Genomic DNA, 16,206 nt, shown 5'->3' on the forward strand with positions numbered 1-16,206 from the left:
CTGCACGAAGGGGAAGCCATGACAGCGACGACCGACGGAAGCGCCGGGGCGGTCCCGCCCCGGGCAGCCGCGGCCAGCGACACCGAGAACCCCGTGGCGGCCGGGGTGCACGAAGCCGCCGTACGCGCGACCCAGCGCGCCACCGACTTCCTGCTGGCGAAGCAGGACGCCCAGGGCTGGTGGAAGGGCGACCTCGAGACGAACGTCACCATGGACGCCGAGGACCTGCTGCTCCGTCAGTTCCTGGGCATCCGCGACGAGCCGACCACCCACGCCGCCGCCCTCTTCATCCGCGGCGAGCAGCGCGAGGACGGCACCTGGGGCACCTTCTACGGCGCGCCGGGCGAACTCTCCGCCACCGTCGAGGCGTACGTCGCCCTCCGCCTGGCCGGCGACGCGCCGGACGCACCGCACATGGCCAAGGCCTCCGCCTGGATCCGCGAGCAGGGCGGCATCGCCGCCGCCCGGGTCTTCACCCGGATCTGGCTGGCCCTGTTCGGCTGGTGGAAGTGGGAGGACCTGCCCGAACTCCCGCCGGAACTCATCTACTTCCCCAAGTGGTTCCCGCTCAACATCTACGACTTCGGGTGCTGGGCCCGGCAGACCATCGTCCCGCTGACGATCGTCTCCGCGAAGCGTCCGGTACGGCCCGCGCCCTTCGCGCTCGACGAACTGCACACCGACCCGGCCCATCCCAACCCGCCCAAGCCCCTTGCGCCGACGGCCAGTTGGGACGGTGCCTTCCAGCGGCTCGACAAGGCGCTGCACCAGCTGCGCAAGGTCGCCCCGCGCAGGCTGCGCAAGGCCGCCATGAACAGTGCCGCGCGCTGGATCATCGAGCGACAGGAGAACGACGGTTGCTGGGGCGGCATCCAGCCCCCGGCGGTGTACTCGGTCATCGCCCTGCACCTGCTCGGCTACGACCTCGAACACCCCGTCATGCGCGAGGGGTTGGCGTCGCTGGACCGTTTCGCCGTCTGGCGCGAGGACGGGGCCCGGATGATCGAGGCCTGCCAGTCGCCCGTCTGGGACACCTGCCTGGCGACCATCGCGCTCGTGGACGCGGGGGTGCCGGCCGACCATCCGCAGCTCGTCAAGGCCGCGGACTGGATGCTCGGCGAGGAGATCGTCCGGCCCGGCGACTGGGCGGTCAGGCGGCCCCAACTGCCGCCCGGCGGCTGGGCGTTCGAGTTCCACAACGACAACTATCCCGACATCGACGACACCGCCGAGGTGGTGCTCGCGCTGCGCCGGGTCAAGCACCACGACCCGGAGCGGGTGGAGAAGGCGATCGGGCGCGGGGTGCGCTGGAACCTCGGGATGCAGTCGAAGAACGGGGCGTGGGGCGCCTTCGACGTCGACAACACCAGCCCGTTCCCCAACCGGCTGCCGTTCTGCGACTTCGGCGAGGTCATCGACCCCCCGTCGGCGGACGTCACCGCGCACGTCGTCGAGATGCTCGCCGTCGAGGGCCTCGCCCACGACCCGCGCACCCGGCGCGGCATCCAGTGGCTGCTCGCCGAACAGGAGCCGGACGGCTCGTGGTTCGGGCGCTGGGGCGTCAACTACGTCTACGGCACCGGGTCGGTCGTGCCCGCCCTGGTGGCGGCCGGGTTCCCGGCCTCGCACCCGGCGATCCGCCGGGCCGTGACCTGGCTGGAGTCCGTGCAGAACGACGACGGCGGCTGGGGCGAGGACCTGCGCTCCTACAAGTACGTCAAGGAGTGGAGCGGCAAGGGCGCCTCGACAGCCTCGCAGACGGCGTGGGCGCTGATGGCCCTGCTGTCCGCGGGGGAGAAGGACTCCAAGGCCGTCGAGCGCGGCATCGAGTGGCTCGCGGCCACCCAGCGGGAGGACGGCTCCTGGGACGAGCCCTACTTCACCGGTACCGGATTCCCCTGGGACTTCTCCATCAACTACCACCTCTACCGGCAGGTGTTTCCGCTCACGGCGCTCGGCCGGTACGTGCACGGAGAGCCCTTCGCCGACAAGCCCCACACGACCGGGGCGCCCGGGAAGTCGCTCACCGAGGCCAAGGGGGGCTGATGAGCCCGCAGCCCGCCGCGGCCCCGCTGCTGATCGCCTGCGCGCTCGGCATCGAGCAGTTCGCCCTGCGCACCAGCGACCGCGGCGGCGCCGGCGGGCCGGTCACCGTCCTGCGGACCGGCATGGGGCCCCGGGCGGCCGAGCGCTCCGTCACCCGGGTCCTGGCCGACCCGGCCCTCAGCGGGGCCGCCGTGCTCGCCACGGGGTTCTGCGCGGGGCTCGCTCCCGGGATGCATCCCGGCGATCTGGTCGTCGCCGAGGAGACCCGGGATCCGGGCGGAACCATTCCGTGCGTCGGGACCGACCTACTCGTCAAAGAGCTCACGCGCGCCGTTCCCGGCCGCACCGTCCACACCGGACCGCTCACCGGCTCCGATCACGTCGTCCGTGGTCAGGAACGGTCCGATCTGCTTGCGACCGGCGCAATCGCGGTCGACATGGAGTCGGCGGTCACGCTCCTGAGCGCCGTCCGCGCGGGCGAGCGCCCGGTTGCGGCCGTCCGGGTGGTCGTGGACGCTCCAGAACATGAACTCGTCCGGATCGGCACGTTGCGCGGTGGAATATCGGCTTTCCGTGTCCTTCGTTCCGTTCTCCCTGCTTTCTTCGAATGGCACCGTTCTTTGCTGCTCCCCAGGAGGTGAGCCAGATGGCCATGCCGCTGCGTCAGTCCATCAAGGTCGCTACATACTTGGCCGAACAGAAGCTCCGCAGGCGGGACAAGTTTCCGCTGATCGTCGAGCTGGAACCACTCTTCGCCTGCAACCTCAAGTGCGAGGGCTGCGGCAAGATCCAGCACCCGGCCGGAGTACTCAAGCAGCGCATGCCGGTCGCGCAGGCGGTGGGAGCGGTGCTCGAATCCGGTGCGCCGATGGTGTCCATCGCCGGCGGTGAGCCGTTGATGCACCCTCAGATCGACGAGATCGTGCGGCAGCTGGTGGCCAAGCGGAAATACGTGTTCCTGTGCACCAACGCCATGCTGCTGCGCAAGAAGATGGACAAGTTCACGCCCTCGTCGTACTTCGCCTTCGCGGTGCACATCGACGGCCTGCGCGAGCGGCACGACGAGTCCGTGGCGAAGGAGGGTGTGTTCGACGAGGCCGTGGAGGCCATCAAGGAGGCCAAGAGGCGCGGCTTCCGGGTCACCACCAACTCGACCTTCTTCAACACCGACACCCCGCAGACGATCATCGAGGTCCTCAACTTCCTCAACGACGACCTCAAGGTCGACGAGATGATGATCTCGCCCGCCTACGCCTACGAGAAGGCCCCCGACCAGGAGCACTTCCTGGGCGTGGAGCAGACCCGCGAGCTGTTCAAGAAGGCCTTCGCGGGCGGCAACCGCAGGAAGTGGCGGCTCAACCACTCGCCGCTGTTCCTCGACTTCCTCGAGGGCAAGGTCGACTTCCCGTGCACCGCCTGGGCGATCCCGAACTACTCGCTCTTCGGCTGGCAGCGCCCCTGCTACCTGATGAGCGACGGGTACGTCCCGACGTACCGCGAACTCATCGAGGAGACCGACTGGGACAAGTACGGCCGGGGCAAGGACCCGCGTTGCGCCAACTGCATGGCGCACTGCGGCTACGAGCCCACCGCCGTCCTCGCCACCATGGGCTCGCTCAAGGAGTCGCTGCGCGCCATGCGCGAGACGGTCTCCGGGAACCGGGAGTGACACCATGACCGCCATCTCCTTGGGCGTCCCCGAGGTACCCCTCCGGCCGATCGCCGAGCGGCGTGTGTCGCGACAGATCCAGGTCGGCCCGGTGGCGGTCGGGGGCGGTGCCCCCGTGTCGGTGCAGTCGATGACGACGACCCGTACGTCCGACATCGGCGCCACCTTGCAGCAGATCGCCGAGCTGACGGCGTCGGGCTGCCAGATCGTGCGCGTGGCCTGCCCGACGCAGGACGACGCGGACGCCCTCGCGACGATTGCCCGCAAGTCGCAGATCCCGGTGATCGCGGACATCCACTTCCAGCCCAAGTACGTGTTCGCCGCGATCGAGGCCGGCTGTGCGGCCGTACGGGTCAATCCCGGCAACATCAAGCAGTTCGACGACAAGGTCAAGGAGATCGCGCGGGCCGCCAAGGACCACGGCACGCCGATCCGTATCGGCGTCAATGCCGGGTCGCTCGACAGGCGGCTGCTGCAGAAGTACGGCAAGGCGACGCCCGAGGCCCTGGTCGAGTCGGCGCTGTGGGAGGCGTCGCTCTTCGAGGAGCACGACTTCCGGGACATCAAGATCTCGGTCAAGCACAACGACCCTGTGGTGATGGTCAACGCCTACCAGCTGCTGGCCGAGCAGTGCGACTACCCGCTGCACCTCGGGGTGACCGAGGCCGGGCCTGCCTTTCAGGGCACGATCAAGTCGGCCGTCGCCTTCGGCGCGCTGCTGTCGCGGGGCATCGGCGACACCATCCGGGTGTCCCTGAGCGCTCCGCCCGCCGAGGAGGTCAAGGTCGGCATCCAGATCCTTCAGTCGCTGGGGCTGAGGCAGCGGCGCCTGGAGATCGTCTCCTGCCCGTCGTGCGGGCGTGCGCAGGTCGACGTGTACAAGCTGGCCGACGAGGTCACGGCCGGCCTGGAAGGCATGGAAGTGCCGTTGCGGGTAGCCGTCATGGGCTGTGTGGTCAACGGCCCCGGCGAGGCACGGGAGGCGGATCTGGGGGTCGCCTCCGGCAACGGCAAGGGGCAGATCTTCGTGAAGGGCGAGGTCATCAAGACCGTCCCCGAGTCGAAGATCGTCGAGACCCTGATCGACGAGGCGATGAAGATCGCCGAGCAGATGGAGCAGGAGGGGGCCGCATCGGGCGCCCCCACCGTCACGGGGAATCCAGAAGTGACTGTGAGTTGAAGCAAGGCACGGACCGAGAGGGGGCCCGAGCGTGACGATTCTGGAGAGCATCCGGGGACCACGTGACCTGAAGGCGCTGTCCGAGGCGGAACTCGGTGATCTGTCCCATGAAATCAGGGAGTTCCTGGTGCACGCGGTCGCCAGGACCGGCGGACATCTCGGGCCCAATCTGGGAGTGGTGGAACTCTCCATCGCGCTCCACCGGGTCTTCGAGTCACCGGTCGACCGCATCGTCTGGGACACCGGCCACCAGAGCTACGTACACAAGCTTTTGACGGGCCGTCAGGACTTCTCCAAGCTGCGCGGCAAGGGCGGTCTGTCCGGCTATCCCTCGCGCGAGGAGTCCGAGCACGACATCGTCGAGAACAGCCACGCCTCCACCGCGCTCGGCTGGGCCGACGGGCTCGCCAAGGCCCGTCAGGTACAGGGGGAGAAGGGCCACGTCGTCGCGGTGATCGGCGACGGCGCGCTGACCGGCGGCATGGCCTGGGAGGCGCTGAACAACATCGCGGCCGCCAAGGACCGGCCGCTGATCATCGTCGTCAACGACAACGAGCGGTCATACGCGCCGACCATCGGGGGCCTCGCCAACCACCTGGCCACCCTGCGCACCACCGACAGCTACGAGAAGGTCCTGGCCTGGGGGAAGGACGTACTGCTGCGGACCCCGCTCGTGGGCAACACGATCTACGAGTCCCTGCACGGCGCGAAGAAGGGCTTCAAGGACGCCTTCGCCCCGCAGGGCATGTTCGAGGACCTGGGACTGAAGTACGTCGGCCCGATCGACGGGCACGACATCGGGGCCGTCGAGTCCGCGCTCAGGCGTGCGAAACGCTTCCACGGGCCCGTGCTCGTCCACTGCCTCACGGAGAAGGGGCGCGGCTATGAACCCGCCCTCGCCCACGAGGAGGACCACTTCCACACCGTCGGCGTGATGGACCCGCTGACCTGCGAGCCGCTCGCACCGTCCAACGGGCCTTCCTGGACCTCGGTGTTCGGGGACGAGATCGTGCGGATCGGCGAGGAGCGCGAGGACGTCGTGGCGATCACGGCCGCCATGCTGCATCCCGTCGGGCTCGGCAAGTTCGCGGAGCGGTTCCCGGACCGGGTGTGGGACGTCGGGATCGCCGAGCAGCACGCGGCCGTGTCGGCGGCGGGGCTCGCCACGGGTGGGCTGCACCCGGTCGTCGCCGTGTACGCGACGTTCCTGAACCGCGCTTTCGACCAGCTCCTGATGGACGTCGCGCTGCACCGCTGCGGGGTGACGTTCGTGCTGGACCGGGCCGGCGTCACCGGTGCCGACGGGCCCTCCCACAACGGCATGTGGGACATGTCGATCCTCCAGGTCGTGCCCGGCCTCAGGATCGCCGCGCCGCGCGACGCCGACCAGCTGCGGGCGCAGCTGCGGGAGGCCGTGGCCGTCGACGACGCGCCGACGCTCGTGCGGTTCCCGAAGGAGTCGGTCGGACCGTCGATCCCGGCGATCGACCGGGTGGGCGGTCTGGACGTGCTGCATCGGGACGCCGGCGAGCCGGATGTCCTGCTCGTCGCCGTCGGAGTGATGGCCCCGGTGTGCCTCCAGGCGGCCGAGCTGCTGCAGGCCCGCGGCATCAACTGCACCGTCGTGGACCCGCGTTGGGTCAAGCCGGTCGACCCCGCGCTCCCGCCCCTCGCCGCACAGCACCGGTTGGCGGCCGTCGTCGAGGACAACAGCCGCTCGGCCGGGGTCGGCGCCGCTGTGGCGCTGGCACTGAGTGACGCCGATGTCGACGTACCCGTACGACGGTTCGGTATCCCGGAGCAGTTTCTCGCGCACGCCAAGCGGGGCGAGCTGCTCGCCGACATCGGGCTCACGCCCGTCGAGATCGCCGGACGGATCAGCGCGAGCCTGGCCCTCAAGGAGGCCGAGGACAGCCTGGTCGCCGGCTCGGAGCGGGGCGACGACGGCAGTCAGGACGGTCGTGCCGTCGTGCCGGCCAAGGGGAAACCCGTGCCGGTCAAGGGGAAAGCCGTGTCAGTCAAGGAGAAAGCCGAATGACCACGGAGTTCGACCTCGGCAGACTCCTGTCCGAGCGCGGAGCCGAGCGCTACGAGCTGCACACCCGGTACCTCAACCACCAGCTCCCGCGCATGCTGCACACCATCGGCTTCGACAAGGTCTACGAGCGGGCCGAGGGCGCCTACTTCTGGGACGCGGACGGCGAGGACTACCTGGACATGCTCGCCGGGTTCGGGGTGATGGGCCTGGGGCGCCACCACCCCGTCGTCCGCAAGGCGCTGCACGACGTCCTGGACGCCCGGCTCGCCGACCTCACCCGCTTCGACTGCCAGCCGCTGCCCGGGCTGCTGGCCGAGAAGCTGCTCGCGCACAGCCCGCACCTGGACCGGGTGTTCTTCGGCAACAGCGGTACGGAGGCGGTGGAGACCGCGCTGAAGTTCGCGCGGTTCGTCACCGGGAAGCCGCGGATCCTGTACTGCGACCACGCCTTCCACGGGCTGACCACCGGCTCCCTGTCCGTCAACGGCGAGTCCGGCTTCCGGGACGGCTTCGCCCCGCTGCTGCCCGACACGGCCGTACCGCTCGGCGATCTCGACGCCCTGGCACGGGAGTTGAAGAAGGGTGACGTCGCCGCCCTGATCGTCGAGCCGATCCAGGGCAAGGGCGTGCACGAGGCTCCGCCCGGCTATCTGCGGGCCGCCCAGGAGCTGCTGCACCAGCACAAGGCGCTGCTCATCGCCGACGAGGTGCAGACGGGCCTCGGTCGTACCGGCGACTTCTACGCCTACCAGCACGAGGACGGTGTCGAGCCGGACCTGGTGTGCGTGGCCAAGGCGCTCTCCGGCGGGTATGTGCCCGTGGGCGCCACCCTCGGCAAGGACTGGATCTTCAAGAAGGTCTACTCGTCCATGGACCGTGTGCTGGTCCACTCGGCGAGCTTCGGGTCCAACGCGCAGGCCATGGCCGCCGGGCTCGCCGTGCTGTCCGTCATGGAGAACGAGCAGATCGTCGCGGGTGCGCGCACGACCGGGGAGCTGCTGAAGTCCCGGCTCGCGGCGCTGATCGACAAGTACGAGCTGCTCGCTGACGTCCGTGGCCGGGGCCTGATGATCGGCATCGAGTTCGGCAGGCCCAACTCGCTGAAACTGCGGGGCCGTTGGACGATGCTGCAGGCCGCGCGCAAGGGCCTGTTCGCGCAGATGGTCGTCGTGCCGTTGCTACGACGGCACCGGATCCTCACCCAGGTCTCCGGGGATCACCTGGAGGTGATCAAGCTGATTCCGCCACTGATCATCGGCGAGCGGGAGGTGGACCGGTTCGTCGACGCCTTCACCGATGTGATGGACGATGCGCACAGTGGGGGCGGGCTGATGTGGGACTTCGGCAAGACGTTGATCAAGCAGGCGGTGGCCAACCGCTAGGTGCCTTGCCCCTTCGGCGGGCTTTTGCCTCTGAGGCAAGAAGTTTGCCTCAGAGGCAAGCCTCCGGCTGAATAGAGGGCATGAGCCCACCTCGCTCTCCCGAGAACGAGCCGTCGGCCGGGCCGGACGAAACCCTGCCCGCCGTCGCGCCCCAGCTCCGCGCACTGCGCCGCCGCGCCTCCCTCACCCTGGAGGCCGCGGCCCGCTCCGCCGGGCTGTCGCCGGCCCACTGACACGGTTGGGGTGTGTCGATCCGTGACCTGCCTGATACGCTCTGTGCATCGTCGGGGGCGACAACCAAGTCCCCAACGCCCCGAGTGAGTCACGGACTTGCTCCGGCGGCCGGGAGGGTCGCCGTCGGACAGGCTTGACCTGTCAAACTCTCCGGAGCGATCCAGGGGAGAGTCTCCCAGGCTCGCCCGGGAGAGAACTCCAAAGTACGACCGTCTCCGAACCGAATGAGACAGCCGCCGCTCGGGACGCGGCTTGCAGGCCCTGCCGCGTCCGCGTCCCGTACGGCGCCCCTGAGGGACACCACACACCGGCTCGCGCCCGGCGACAGCGCACACTTCGACTCGCTGACCCCGCACCGCATCGCCGCCCAGGACCAGGGCGGGGTCGAGCTGCTCTTTGTCCACACCCTGCTGCAGAGCCCCACGGCCACGCTGTGCCTGGGCCCCACCACCCCTGGAGAGATGCCATGAGCAACATCGAGGAAAAGTTCCCGCGCGCCCTGTGGGTACGGCTCATCATCTACATCGCCGTCGGACACCTCTTCGCGGCCTTCATCTATCTGCTGTTCGAGGTGGGAGCCCAGCAGTAGTAGTCGGCCCGTGCGGGCGCCCGGGGTCAGTCGAGCAGCCGCTCCCGCAGGCGCTCCCGGATCTCCGGGGTGACCCGCAGGGCCTGCTCCAGATAGGTGTCGACGCCGCCCCACGTCTCCTCGATCGTCTCGAAGGCAGCCGTCAGATACTCCGCGCGCGCGTCGAAGAGCGGGTTGAGCAGCTCCATGACCTCGGGGGAGTAGGCCGACGCGGAGCTGCTGCTGCGGTGCACCTTGTAGCGACGGTGCTTGGCGTTGGACTCCAGGTAGTCGGTGAGGATCGCCTCACGTTCGACGCCGAGGGCGAGCAGCGTCACGGCGATGGACAGGCCGGCGCGGTCCTTGCCTGCCGCGCAGTGCATCAGGGCGGGGACGCTGTCCTCCGCGAGCGCGTGCAGCACCTGGGAGTGCTCGGCGGTGCGCTCCTTGATGATCGTGCGGTAGGAGGTGATCATCCGGCCCGCGGCCTTGCCGTCCGAAAGGATCTCCCGGAGCTGGTCGAGGTTGCCGTCCCGGACCATCTTCCAGAACTCGGCGCCGTCCGCGGGATCGGACAGCGGCAGGTTCACATTGCGCACGCCCGGCAGCTCGACGTCCGGCCCTTCGAGCGTCTGGTCGGCCGCGTTGCGGAAGTCGAAGATCGTGTGCAGCCCCAGGGAGTCCAGGAAAGCGGCGTCCTCCTCGGTCGCGTGCGCGAGGTGGCCGCTGCGGAACAGCACTCCGTGCCGCACCCGCCGTCCGTCCACGGTCGGCAGTCCGCCCACATCCCGGAAATTGCGGACTCCGGCCAGTTCGGGCTCGGTCGACGGGATCTGCTGCGTCACGGGGGCTCCTCCCAGTCGTCCCCGCCGACGCGGCTCGGCGGTGCGGCCGACGGGGTGCGTTCTCGACGATACGACATGCCTTCCTGGGCCAATGAGTTGTCCACAGGCGTTGCATCGAGGCCCTACGTCGCTTGATGATGTTGGTACTTGATCGCGCTTGTTCGTCTCTGTGAGGGCTTGATGCTGGAGATCTCCGACAACGGCCGTACGTGGCTCCTGACCGGGCCGACCAGCAGTTACGCCATCCATCTGACCGACGGCGAGGAGCTCCTGCACCTCCACTGGGGGCCACGGATCGCCCTCGCCGACGCCGAGGCCCTCGCCGTACGCCCGCTGCCGGAGTACTGGCCCTTCGAGTCCCCGCTCGACGGACACGAGGAGTACCCGGTCGAGGGCGGCCCCCGCTTCGTACGGCCCGCCCTGTCCGTGCGCACCGACGAGCGGCGCGGCACCGAGTGGAGTTTCGAGCGGTACGAGACCGAGGATGACGAGCTGCGCTTGCGCTTTGGTGACGGCGGGCTGCACATCACCCTGCACTACCGGATGCGCGACGACGTCGTGGAGCGCTGGGTGACCCTGGACAATCAGGGGGCCGCTCTGGAGCTGCTGCGCGCCGACTCGGCCACCTGGACGCTGCCCGACCGGGAGGACTGGCGGCTGTCCCAGCTGCACGGCCGCTGGGGCGCCGAGTCCCGGCTCGCGCGGTCCCCTCTCACTCACGGTGAGAAGGTCATCGGCAGCCGGCGCGGGCACACCGGCCACCAGCACCTGCCCTGGGTCGCGCTCGACACGGACGCCACCGAGGAGCACGGCGAGGTCTACGGCTGCGCCCTCGGCTGGTCCGGGTCCTGGCGCATCGCCGTGGCCCAACTCCCGGACGCGCGCGTGCAGGTCACCGGCGGGGCCGGGTACGACGACTCGGGGCTGCTGCGGCTGGCGGCGGGGGAGTCCTTCACGACGCCCGTGTTCGCCGGGCTGTGGAGCGACGGCGGCTTCGGCGGGGCGAGCCGGGCCTGGCACGCGTACCAGCGCGCGTACGTGATCCCGGACGCCGACCGGGACCGGCCGGTGCTGTTCAACTCCTGGGAGGCGACGGAGTTCGACATCTCCGAGGAGCAGCAGAGCGTGCTCGCGCGGCGGGCGGCGGCCATCGGGGTCGAGTTGTTCGTGGTCGACGACGGCTGGTTCGGGACGCGCACCAGCGACCGTGCCGGGCTCGGCGACTGGACGCCCAACCCCGACCGCTTCCCGTCGGGCCTCAAGCCGCTCGCCGAGTACGTGCACGCGCTCGGCATGCAGTTCGGCATCTGGGTCGAACCCGAAATGGTCAATCCGGACAGCGAGCTGTACCGCGCCCACCCCGACTGGGTACAGCACCAAACGGGACGAAAGCGGACGGAATTTCGCAATCAGCTCGTACTGAACCTCGCGCGCGACGACGTCCAGGAGTACCTCTGGGAGCGGCTCGACGGGCTCCTCTCCAGCGCTCCGATCGACTATGTGAAGTGGGACTTCAACCGCTGCTTCACCGACGCCGGCTGGCCCGGTGAGCCGTACCCGCAGCGCCTGTGGGTCGACCACGTGCACGCCCTGTACGGCCTGCTGGACCGGCTGCGGGCCGCTCACCCGGGCGTCGCCTTCGAGTCCTGCTCGGGCGGCGGCGGACGGATCGACCTCGGCGTGCTGAGCCGGACGGACCAGGTGTGGACCTCGGACAACACCGACCCCCTCGACCGGCTCGCCATCCAGCACGGCTTCAGCCAGATCCACCCGGCCAGGGTCATGGCCGCCTGGGTCACCGACAGCCCGAACGCCATGCTCAACCACCGTGCCAGCTCACTGCGCTTTCGGTTCGTGAGCGCCATGGCGGGAGTGCTCGGCGTCGGCGGCGACCTCAGCCTGTGGAGCGAGGACGAGCTCGCCGAGGCCCGGAAATGGGTGACCCTCTACAGGGACATCCGGCCCATGGTGCAGCGCGGTGACCTCTACCGGCTGCGGCCCCCGGGCGGCGGGCTGAGTGCGGTGCAGTACGTGCTCGGCGACGAGACGGTCGTCCTCGCCTGGCTCCAGGCCCAGAGCTACGGCGAGCCCCTCCCGGCGCTGCGGCTGCGCGCCCTCGACCCGACAGCATCGTACGAATGCCTTGAAACGGGCGAAATTCATAGAGGTGCTGTACTGGTGCATCACGGACTGCGTACCGGTTTGCGTGGCGACCTTGATGCGACGGTTATCCGACTGCGTCGCATCTAGGGGTTCTGTCCGAATTGGCGCCTTCATTCCAACTCGCTCCGGAGGAAAGGGAGCTGGAGCGGTACCACGTGAGGAGCGTCATATTCGTGACCGTGCGTCGCCCGTCATGTTCACGTAATGTACGTGCTTTTCAAGGGGTTTTGAGTCGGGCGACGCACCGATAATCCACGGACAGTGACCGAGAATTCCCACAAGGGATCAACAGGAACGCATTCGGACGGAACCTGTCACTTGTTCCCTTGCGTCTTCCTCGCTTACGTTCGCCACCAATCCGGACGGACGCCCAATCCTGCCGCCGCCCGGAACCCGCGCAAACTCACCCGACCACGGCAGGAGCGGGGGACCCACAGGTACAACCGCCTGTTCCGGTCTCCGGAACGGCTAGGGGTAAAGCTGCGTTTCGGCGCGGCCGGGCATCTCCAGCCCGCACCCGACAGCTCACCTCGCAGGCGCCGGAGAGGAATTCGCCATGCCCGCGAAGGGTAAGCACCGCCGTCCGAAGTCCCCCCGCTTCACCCGCTCCATCGCCGTCGCCGGAACCGGCGGCGCCGCTCTCGCTCTCCCGCTCATAGGGGCCACCGGCGCCCACGCCGCTCCCTCGCAGTCCGTTTCGGAAAAGGTCGTTCAGTCCCTTCCGGCCGCTGGGAACAAGGCGGTTCAGAAGAAGGCCGCCGAGAAGAAGTCGGGCGTGCGGACCTATTCGGTGAAGGTTGGCGATTACCTCTCGAAGATCGCTGACGAGCAGAACGTCAGCGGTGGCTGGAAGAAGCTCTACGCCGACAACCGCGAGGCCGTCGGCGCGGACCCGTCGCTGATCCACCCCGGTCTGAAGCTCGCGCTCGGCAAGAAGGCCACGGCGAGCGCCCCCAAGTCCTCGTCGCCTTCTTCCTCTTCCTCCTCTCCGGCGCCTTCCAAGGACTCGTCCGCTTCGAAGTCCTCCACGGAGTCCTCCGCGGCGAAGAAGACGACCACGGCCGCCCAGAGCGCTGAGACCACCAGCACCGCCAATGGCTTCTCCGCCCCCGTCGCCGGTGCCGCCGTCAGCACCGCCTACAAGGTGGCGGGCAGCATGTGGTCCAGCGGCTACCACACCGGCGTCGACTTCGTCACCCCGACCGGCACCGCACTCAAGGCCGTGGGCGCGGGCACCGTCGTCTCCGCGGGCTGGGGCGGCGCCTATGGCAACCAGGTCGTCATCCAGCTCGCCGACGGCTACTACGCCCAGTACGCCCACCTGTCGTCGCTCTCCGTCTCGGCCGGCCAGAGCGTGACCGCCGGCCAGCAGATCGGCCTCTCCGGCGCGACCGGCAACGTGACCGGACCGCACCTGCACTTCGAGATCCGCACCACGCCGGACTACGGCTCGGACATGGACCCGGTCGGCTACCTCCGCTCGAAGGGCATCCCGGTCGGCTGACGACCGCCTCCCTCAGAACCACCTGCCTGACACGCAATCGAAGGCCGGACCCCGATCCCCGGGTCCGGCCTTCGGTGTTTGCGGCTTTGCTCGTTCATGATCGCTCCATAGCGGTCTTGTGGCAGGGGCGCTCAGGGGGTCGACAGTGAGGGGAGGGTGAGGACACAGTGATCTCCGTCATGGTGCAAGCGCTTTCTGCGGCTCATGGAGGTTCCCGTGTCCGGCGTCGGCAGACGTACGCCCCTGGCGGTGGCTCTGATGGCTGCATTGGCTCTGATGGCTGCGGTGGCTGTGGAGGTGCTCCTCGGTGTCCCGCAGCCCGCTTCCGCGTCCGGTGATCCGAACGCCGTACGCCCCGATGACAGGCGCCTCGCCTACGAGGGGCACTGGGGCCGGACCGCCGAGGCGGCCACCACCGTCAACTCGGGCTCTCGGCTGCGCTTCCGGTTCACCGGCGACAGCGTCCACGCCCTCTTCGACGTCGCCTCGATCACCGTGCCCGCGCAGATCTACGAGTCGGTCGACGGCGGGCCGAAGCGCCTGCACGCAGTCGACCGGAGCGATCTGGAGATCACGGCGGACGGCCGGGGGCCCCACTCGCTCGAGATCTCCGTCAAGGACGTCTTCTCCCGGGCCAACCGGTGGACTCCGCCCCTGCAGACGGGCGTCGTCCTGACCGGACTCCGGCTCGACGACGGAGGGCACCTGCTCCATCAACCCGCCCGCAGCGCCCGTAAGTTGGCCTTCTACGGCGACTCCATCACGCAAGGCGTCATGGCTCTGTGCGAGGCGAACACCTCCGACTGCGCCGACGGTACGGAGGCCTACCCCACGCTGGTCGCCGACGCCCTGCGCGCCTCGCTCACCCAGGTCGGCTTCGGTCGCCAGGGTGTGATCCAGACCGGCAACGGGGGAGTGCCGGCGGCGCCGGACGCGTACGGCTGGAACCACGCGGGCTCCCGGGCCGAGTCCGACCGCCGGGCCGACGTGATCGTGGTGAACCAGGGCACCAACGACGCGGCCTACGGCTCCGACGAGTTCCGGGGCGCCTACCGCGTTTACCTCGACCAGCTGCGGGCCGCCGCGCCGCACGCCCGCATCCTCGCGCTGCGCCCGTTCAACGGGGCACATGCCGACGACATCACGGCCGTGGTCGGTGAACTCGCCGATCCCCGCATCGAGTTCGTCGACACGACCGACTGGCTCTCGTCGGCGGCCGGGGACTTCAACGGCACCGTTCACCCCAGCACCCACGGCCATCGCAAGGTGGCCGACCGACTGATCGCCCTTCTCGAAAAGGGGCTCTAGTGCATCCCGACCGACGCCGAAGAACCGGCGCCGTCGCCGCGGCGGCCCTGCCGGCCGGTCTGCTCTGCGCGCCCGCCGGGCACTCCGCCGAGGAGCCGCGCCGGGTCGTGGAGAACCTCGACCACACCCACGTCGAGAAGTGGAACCCGGCCACCGAGACCAGCGCGAGGCTCTTCGAACCGTCGAGTGTCGTGTCGGGCGCCCGCAACGCGACCCCGTTCTACGGCGACATCGTCGGCGACTGGCGCGAGGAGATCCTTGCCGAGACCGGCGACCACACCGCACTGCGCCTCTACACCACCACCGAGCCCACGAGGACACGCCTCTACACCCTCGCCCAGAACCCGAGTACCGCCTCGGCTGGACCCGTGCGGGGCTACCTGCAGTCGACGTACACGGACTACCACCTCGGCACCGAGACCCGTCGCGTGCCGAAGCCCTCGATCACTCTCCCGGAAGGAGCCGTCTCCCATGACGACCACGCGTAGAGCATTCGGAGCCCTGGCCGCCGGCGCCGCCCTTGCCGCCCTCGCCCCGGCGGGGACGGCGAGCGCCACGCCCCGCCACCGCCGCCTCATCGCCCACGACGACTTCCGTCACGGCCTGGGGCAATGGGCAGTGGAACTCGAGAAGGGCGGCACCGTCACCGCCTCCCGCGGGATCCTCGAAGTCGACGTGCCCGCCGGTGCGACGGTCTGGTTCAAGAAGCGGCTGGACGGGCCGTACGTCATCGAATACGCGGCCACGCCCATATCGGCAGGCGGCGTCAACGACCGCGTCTCCGATCTGAACAACTTCTGGAACGCGACCGACGTCCGCTCCCCGGACGACATCTTCGCCACCGCGCGCGGCGGGGCACTGGCGGAGTACGACTACCTCAAGACGTACTACGTCGGCTACGGCGCCAACACGAACACCACGACGCGGCTGCGCCGCTACGTCGGCCAGGCCGGGGTTCGCCCGCTGCTCTACGACTACACGGAGCCGCTGCTCGTGGCGAACGAGCCGCACCGGGTCCGGATCGTCTCCGACGGCTCGACCGTGCGATGGTGGAACAACGGGCGGCTCGTCTTCGACCACACCGACCCGGAGCCGTACACCAGCGGGCACTTCGCCTTCCGGACCACCTGGAGCCACTTCCGGATCAGCGACTTTCGGGTATGGCGGTTGAGCCCCAAACGCCCCTGATCAGAGGCTTATTCCAGGTTTGGCCAACACTTTACAAGTGGCTTATCTCACCGACCGTCAACCCCTCCTTACGGTCGCGTA

The 16,206-nt window shown here is 69.2% G+C and carries 13 protein-coding genes, 1 pseudogene and 1 riboswitch; of the genes and pseudogenes, 13 read left to right on the forward strand and 1 reads right to left on the reverse strand.

What is annotated here, in order from left to right:
* Window positions 1-18: 18 nt before the first annotated feature.
* The 8 genes and pseudogenes from shc (at window position 19) to ADL12_RS05685 (ending at window position 9,138) form a co-directional block, all read left to right on the forward strand.
* Window positions 19-2,046: a squalene--hopene cyclase gene (shc, locus tag ADL12_RS05650; RefSeq protein ID WP_062699148.1), complete on the forward strand. Its 2,028-nt coding sequence runs from the start codon at window positions 19-21 to the stop codon at window positions 2,044-2,046.
* Window positions 2,046-2,687 carry a phosphorylase family protein gene (locus ADL12_RS05655; RefSeq protein ID WP_062699150.1) on the forward strand — a complete coding sequence of 214 codons (642 nt, stop codon included), beginning with the start codon at window positions 2,046-2,048 and terminating at the stop codon, window positions 2,685-2,687. The genes shc and ADL12_RS05655 overlap by 1 nt, the downstream gene beginning before the upstream one ends.
* Before the next feature lie 5 nt (window positions 2,688-2,692).
* Window positions 2,693-3,715 carry an adenosyl-hopene transferase HpnH gene (hpnH, locus tag ADL12_RS05660; protein WP_062699152.1) on the forward strand — a complete coding sequence of 341 codons (1,023 nt, stop codon included), beginning with the start codon at window positions 2,693-2,695 and terminating at the stop codon, window positions 3,713-3,715.
* Between the two features lie 4 nt (window positions 3,716-3,719).
* Complete coding sequence (gene ispG, locus ADL12_RS05665) at window positions 3,720-4,895, forward strand: flavodoxin-dependent (E)-4-hydroxy-3-methylbut-2-enyl-diphosphate synthase (protein ID WP_062699154.1); 1,176 nt, start codon at window positions 3,720-3,722, stop codon at window positions 4,893-4,895.
* Window positions 4,896-4,926: 31 nt separating this feature from the next.
* Window positions 4,927-6,933 (forward strand): 1-deoxy-D-xylulose-5-phosphate synthase, encoded by a 2,007-nt coding sequence (gene dxs / locus ADL12_RS05670; RefSeq protein ID WP_062699156.1) that lies wholly within the window; start codon window positions 4,927-4,929, stop codon window positions 6,931-6,933.
* A complete protein-coding gene (locus tag ADL12_RS05675; protein ID WP_062699158.1) occupies window positions 6,930-8,315 on the forward strand; it encodes an aspartate aminotransferase family protein in 1,386 nt (461 codons plus the stop codon). Before dxs ends, ADL12_RS05675 begins: the two co-directional genes overlap by 4 nt.
* 80 nt (window positions 8,316-8,395) lie before the next feature.
* Window positions 8,396-9,019 (forward strand): annotated as a pseudogene (locus ADL12_RS58315) (cupin domain-containing protein).
* A complete protein-coding gene (locus tag ADL12_RS05685; protein WP_062699162.1) occupies window positions 9,016-9,138 on the forward strand; it encodes a DUF6126 family protein in 123 nt (40 codons plus the stop codon). The pseudogene ADL12_RS58315 and the gene ADL12_RS05685 overlap by 4 nt, the downstream one beginning before the upstream one ends.
* A gap of 26 nt (window positions 9,139-9,164) precedes the next feature.
* Here ADL12_RS05685 and ADL12_RS05690 read toward each other — a convergent pair whose 3' ends face one another.
* Window positions 9,165-9,962: a tyrosine-protein phosphatase gene (locus tag ADL12_RS05690; protein ID WP_062699164.1), complete on the reverse strand. Its 798-nt coding sequence runs from the start codon at window positions 9,960-9,962 to the stop codon at window positions 9,165-9,167.
* Between the two features lie 180 nt (window positions 9,963-10,142).
* Here ADL12_RS05690 and ADL12_RS05695 point away from each other — a divergent pair, with 180 nt between their 5' ends.
* The 5 genes from ADL12_RS05695 (at window position 10,143) to ADL12_RS05715 (ending at window position 16,125) form a co-directional block, all read left to right on the forward strand.
* Window positions 10,143-12,212, forward strand: coding sequence for an alpha-galactosidase (locus ADL12_RS05695; RefSeq protein ID WP_062699166.1), 2,070 nt, complete (start codon window positions 10,143-10,145; stop codon window positions 12,210-12,212).
* Between the two features lie 307 nt (window positions 12,213-12,519).
* A riboswitch (cyclic di-AMP (ydaO/yuaA leader) is annotated at window positions 12,520-12,677 on the forward strand.
* A 4-nt stretch (window positions 12,678-12,681) separates the two neighbouring features.
* A complete protein-coding gene (locus tag ADL12_RS05700) occupies window positions 12,682-13,629 on the forward strand; it encodes a LysM peptidoglycan-binding domain-containing M23 family metallopeptidase (RefSeq protein WP_062699168.1) in 948 nt (315 codons plus the stop codon).
* Window positions 13,630-13,887: 258 nt separating this feature from the next.
* Window positions 13,888-14,937 (forward strand): GDSL-type esterase/lipase family protein, encoded by a 1,050-nt coding sequence (locus ADL12_RS05705; protein ID WP_159053085.1) that lies wholly within the window; start codon window positions 13,888-13,890, stop codon window positions 14,935-14,937.
* Window positions 14,937-15,425: a rhamnogalacturonan lyase family protein gene (locus tag ADL12_RS05710; RefSeq protein WP_062699171.1), complete on the forward strand. Its 489-nt coding sequence runs from the start codon at window positions 14,937-14,939 to the stop codon at window positions 15,423-15,425. The genes ADL12_RS05705 and ADL12_RS05710 overlap by 1 nt, the downstream gene beginning before the upstream one ends.
* The gene (locus ADL12_RS05715; protein ID WP_062699173.1) at window positions 15,409-16,125 is read left to right on the forward strand and encodes a DUF6250 domain-containing protein; all 717 of its coding nucleotides are present in this window, start codon (window positions 15,409-15,411) and stop codon (window positions 16,123-16,125) included. The genes ADL12_RS05710 and ADL12_RS05715 overlap by 17 nt, the downstream gene beginning before the upstream one ends.
* The last annotated feature ends 81 nt before the right edge of the window (window positions 16,126-16,206 follow it).

The organism is Streptomyces regalis (assembly GCF_001509475.1).
Taxonomy (GTDB): domain Bacteria; phylum Actinomycetota; class Actinomycetes; order Streptomycetales; family Streptomycetaceae; genus Streptomyces; species Streptomyces regalis.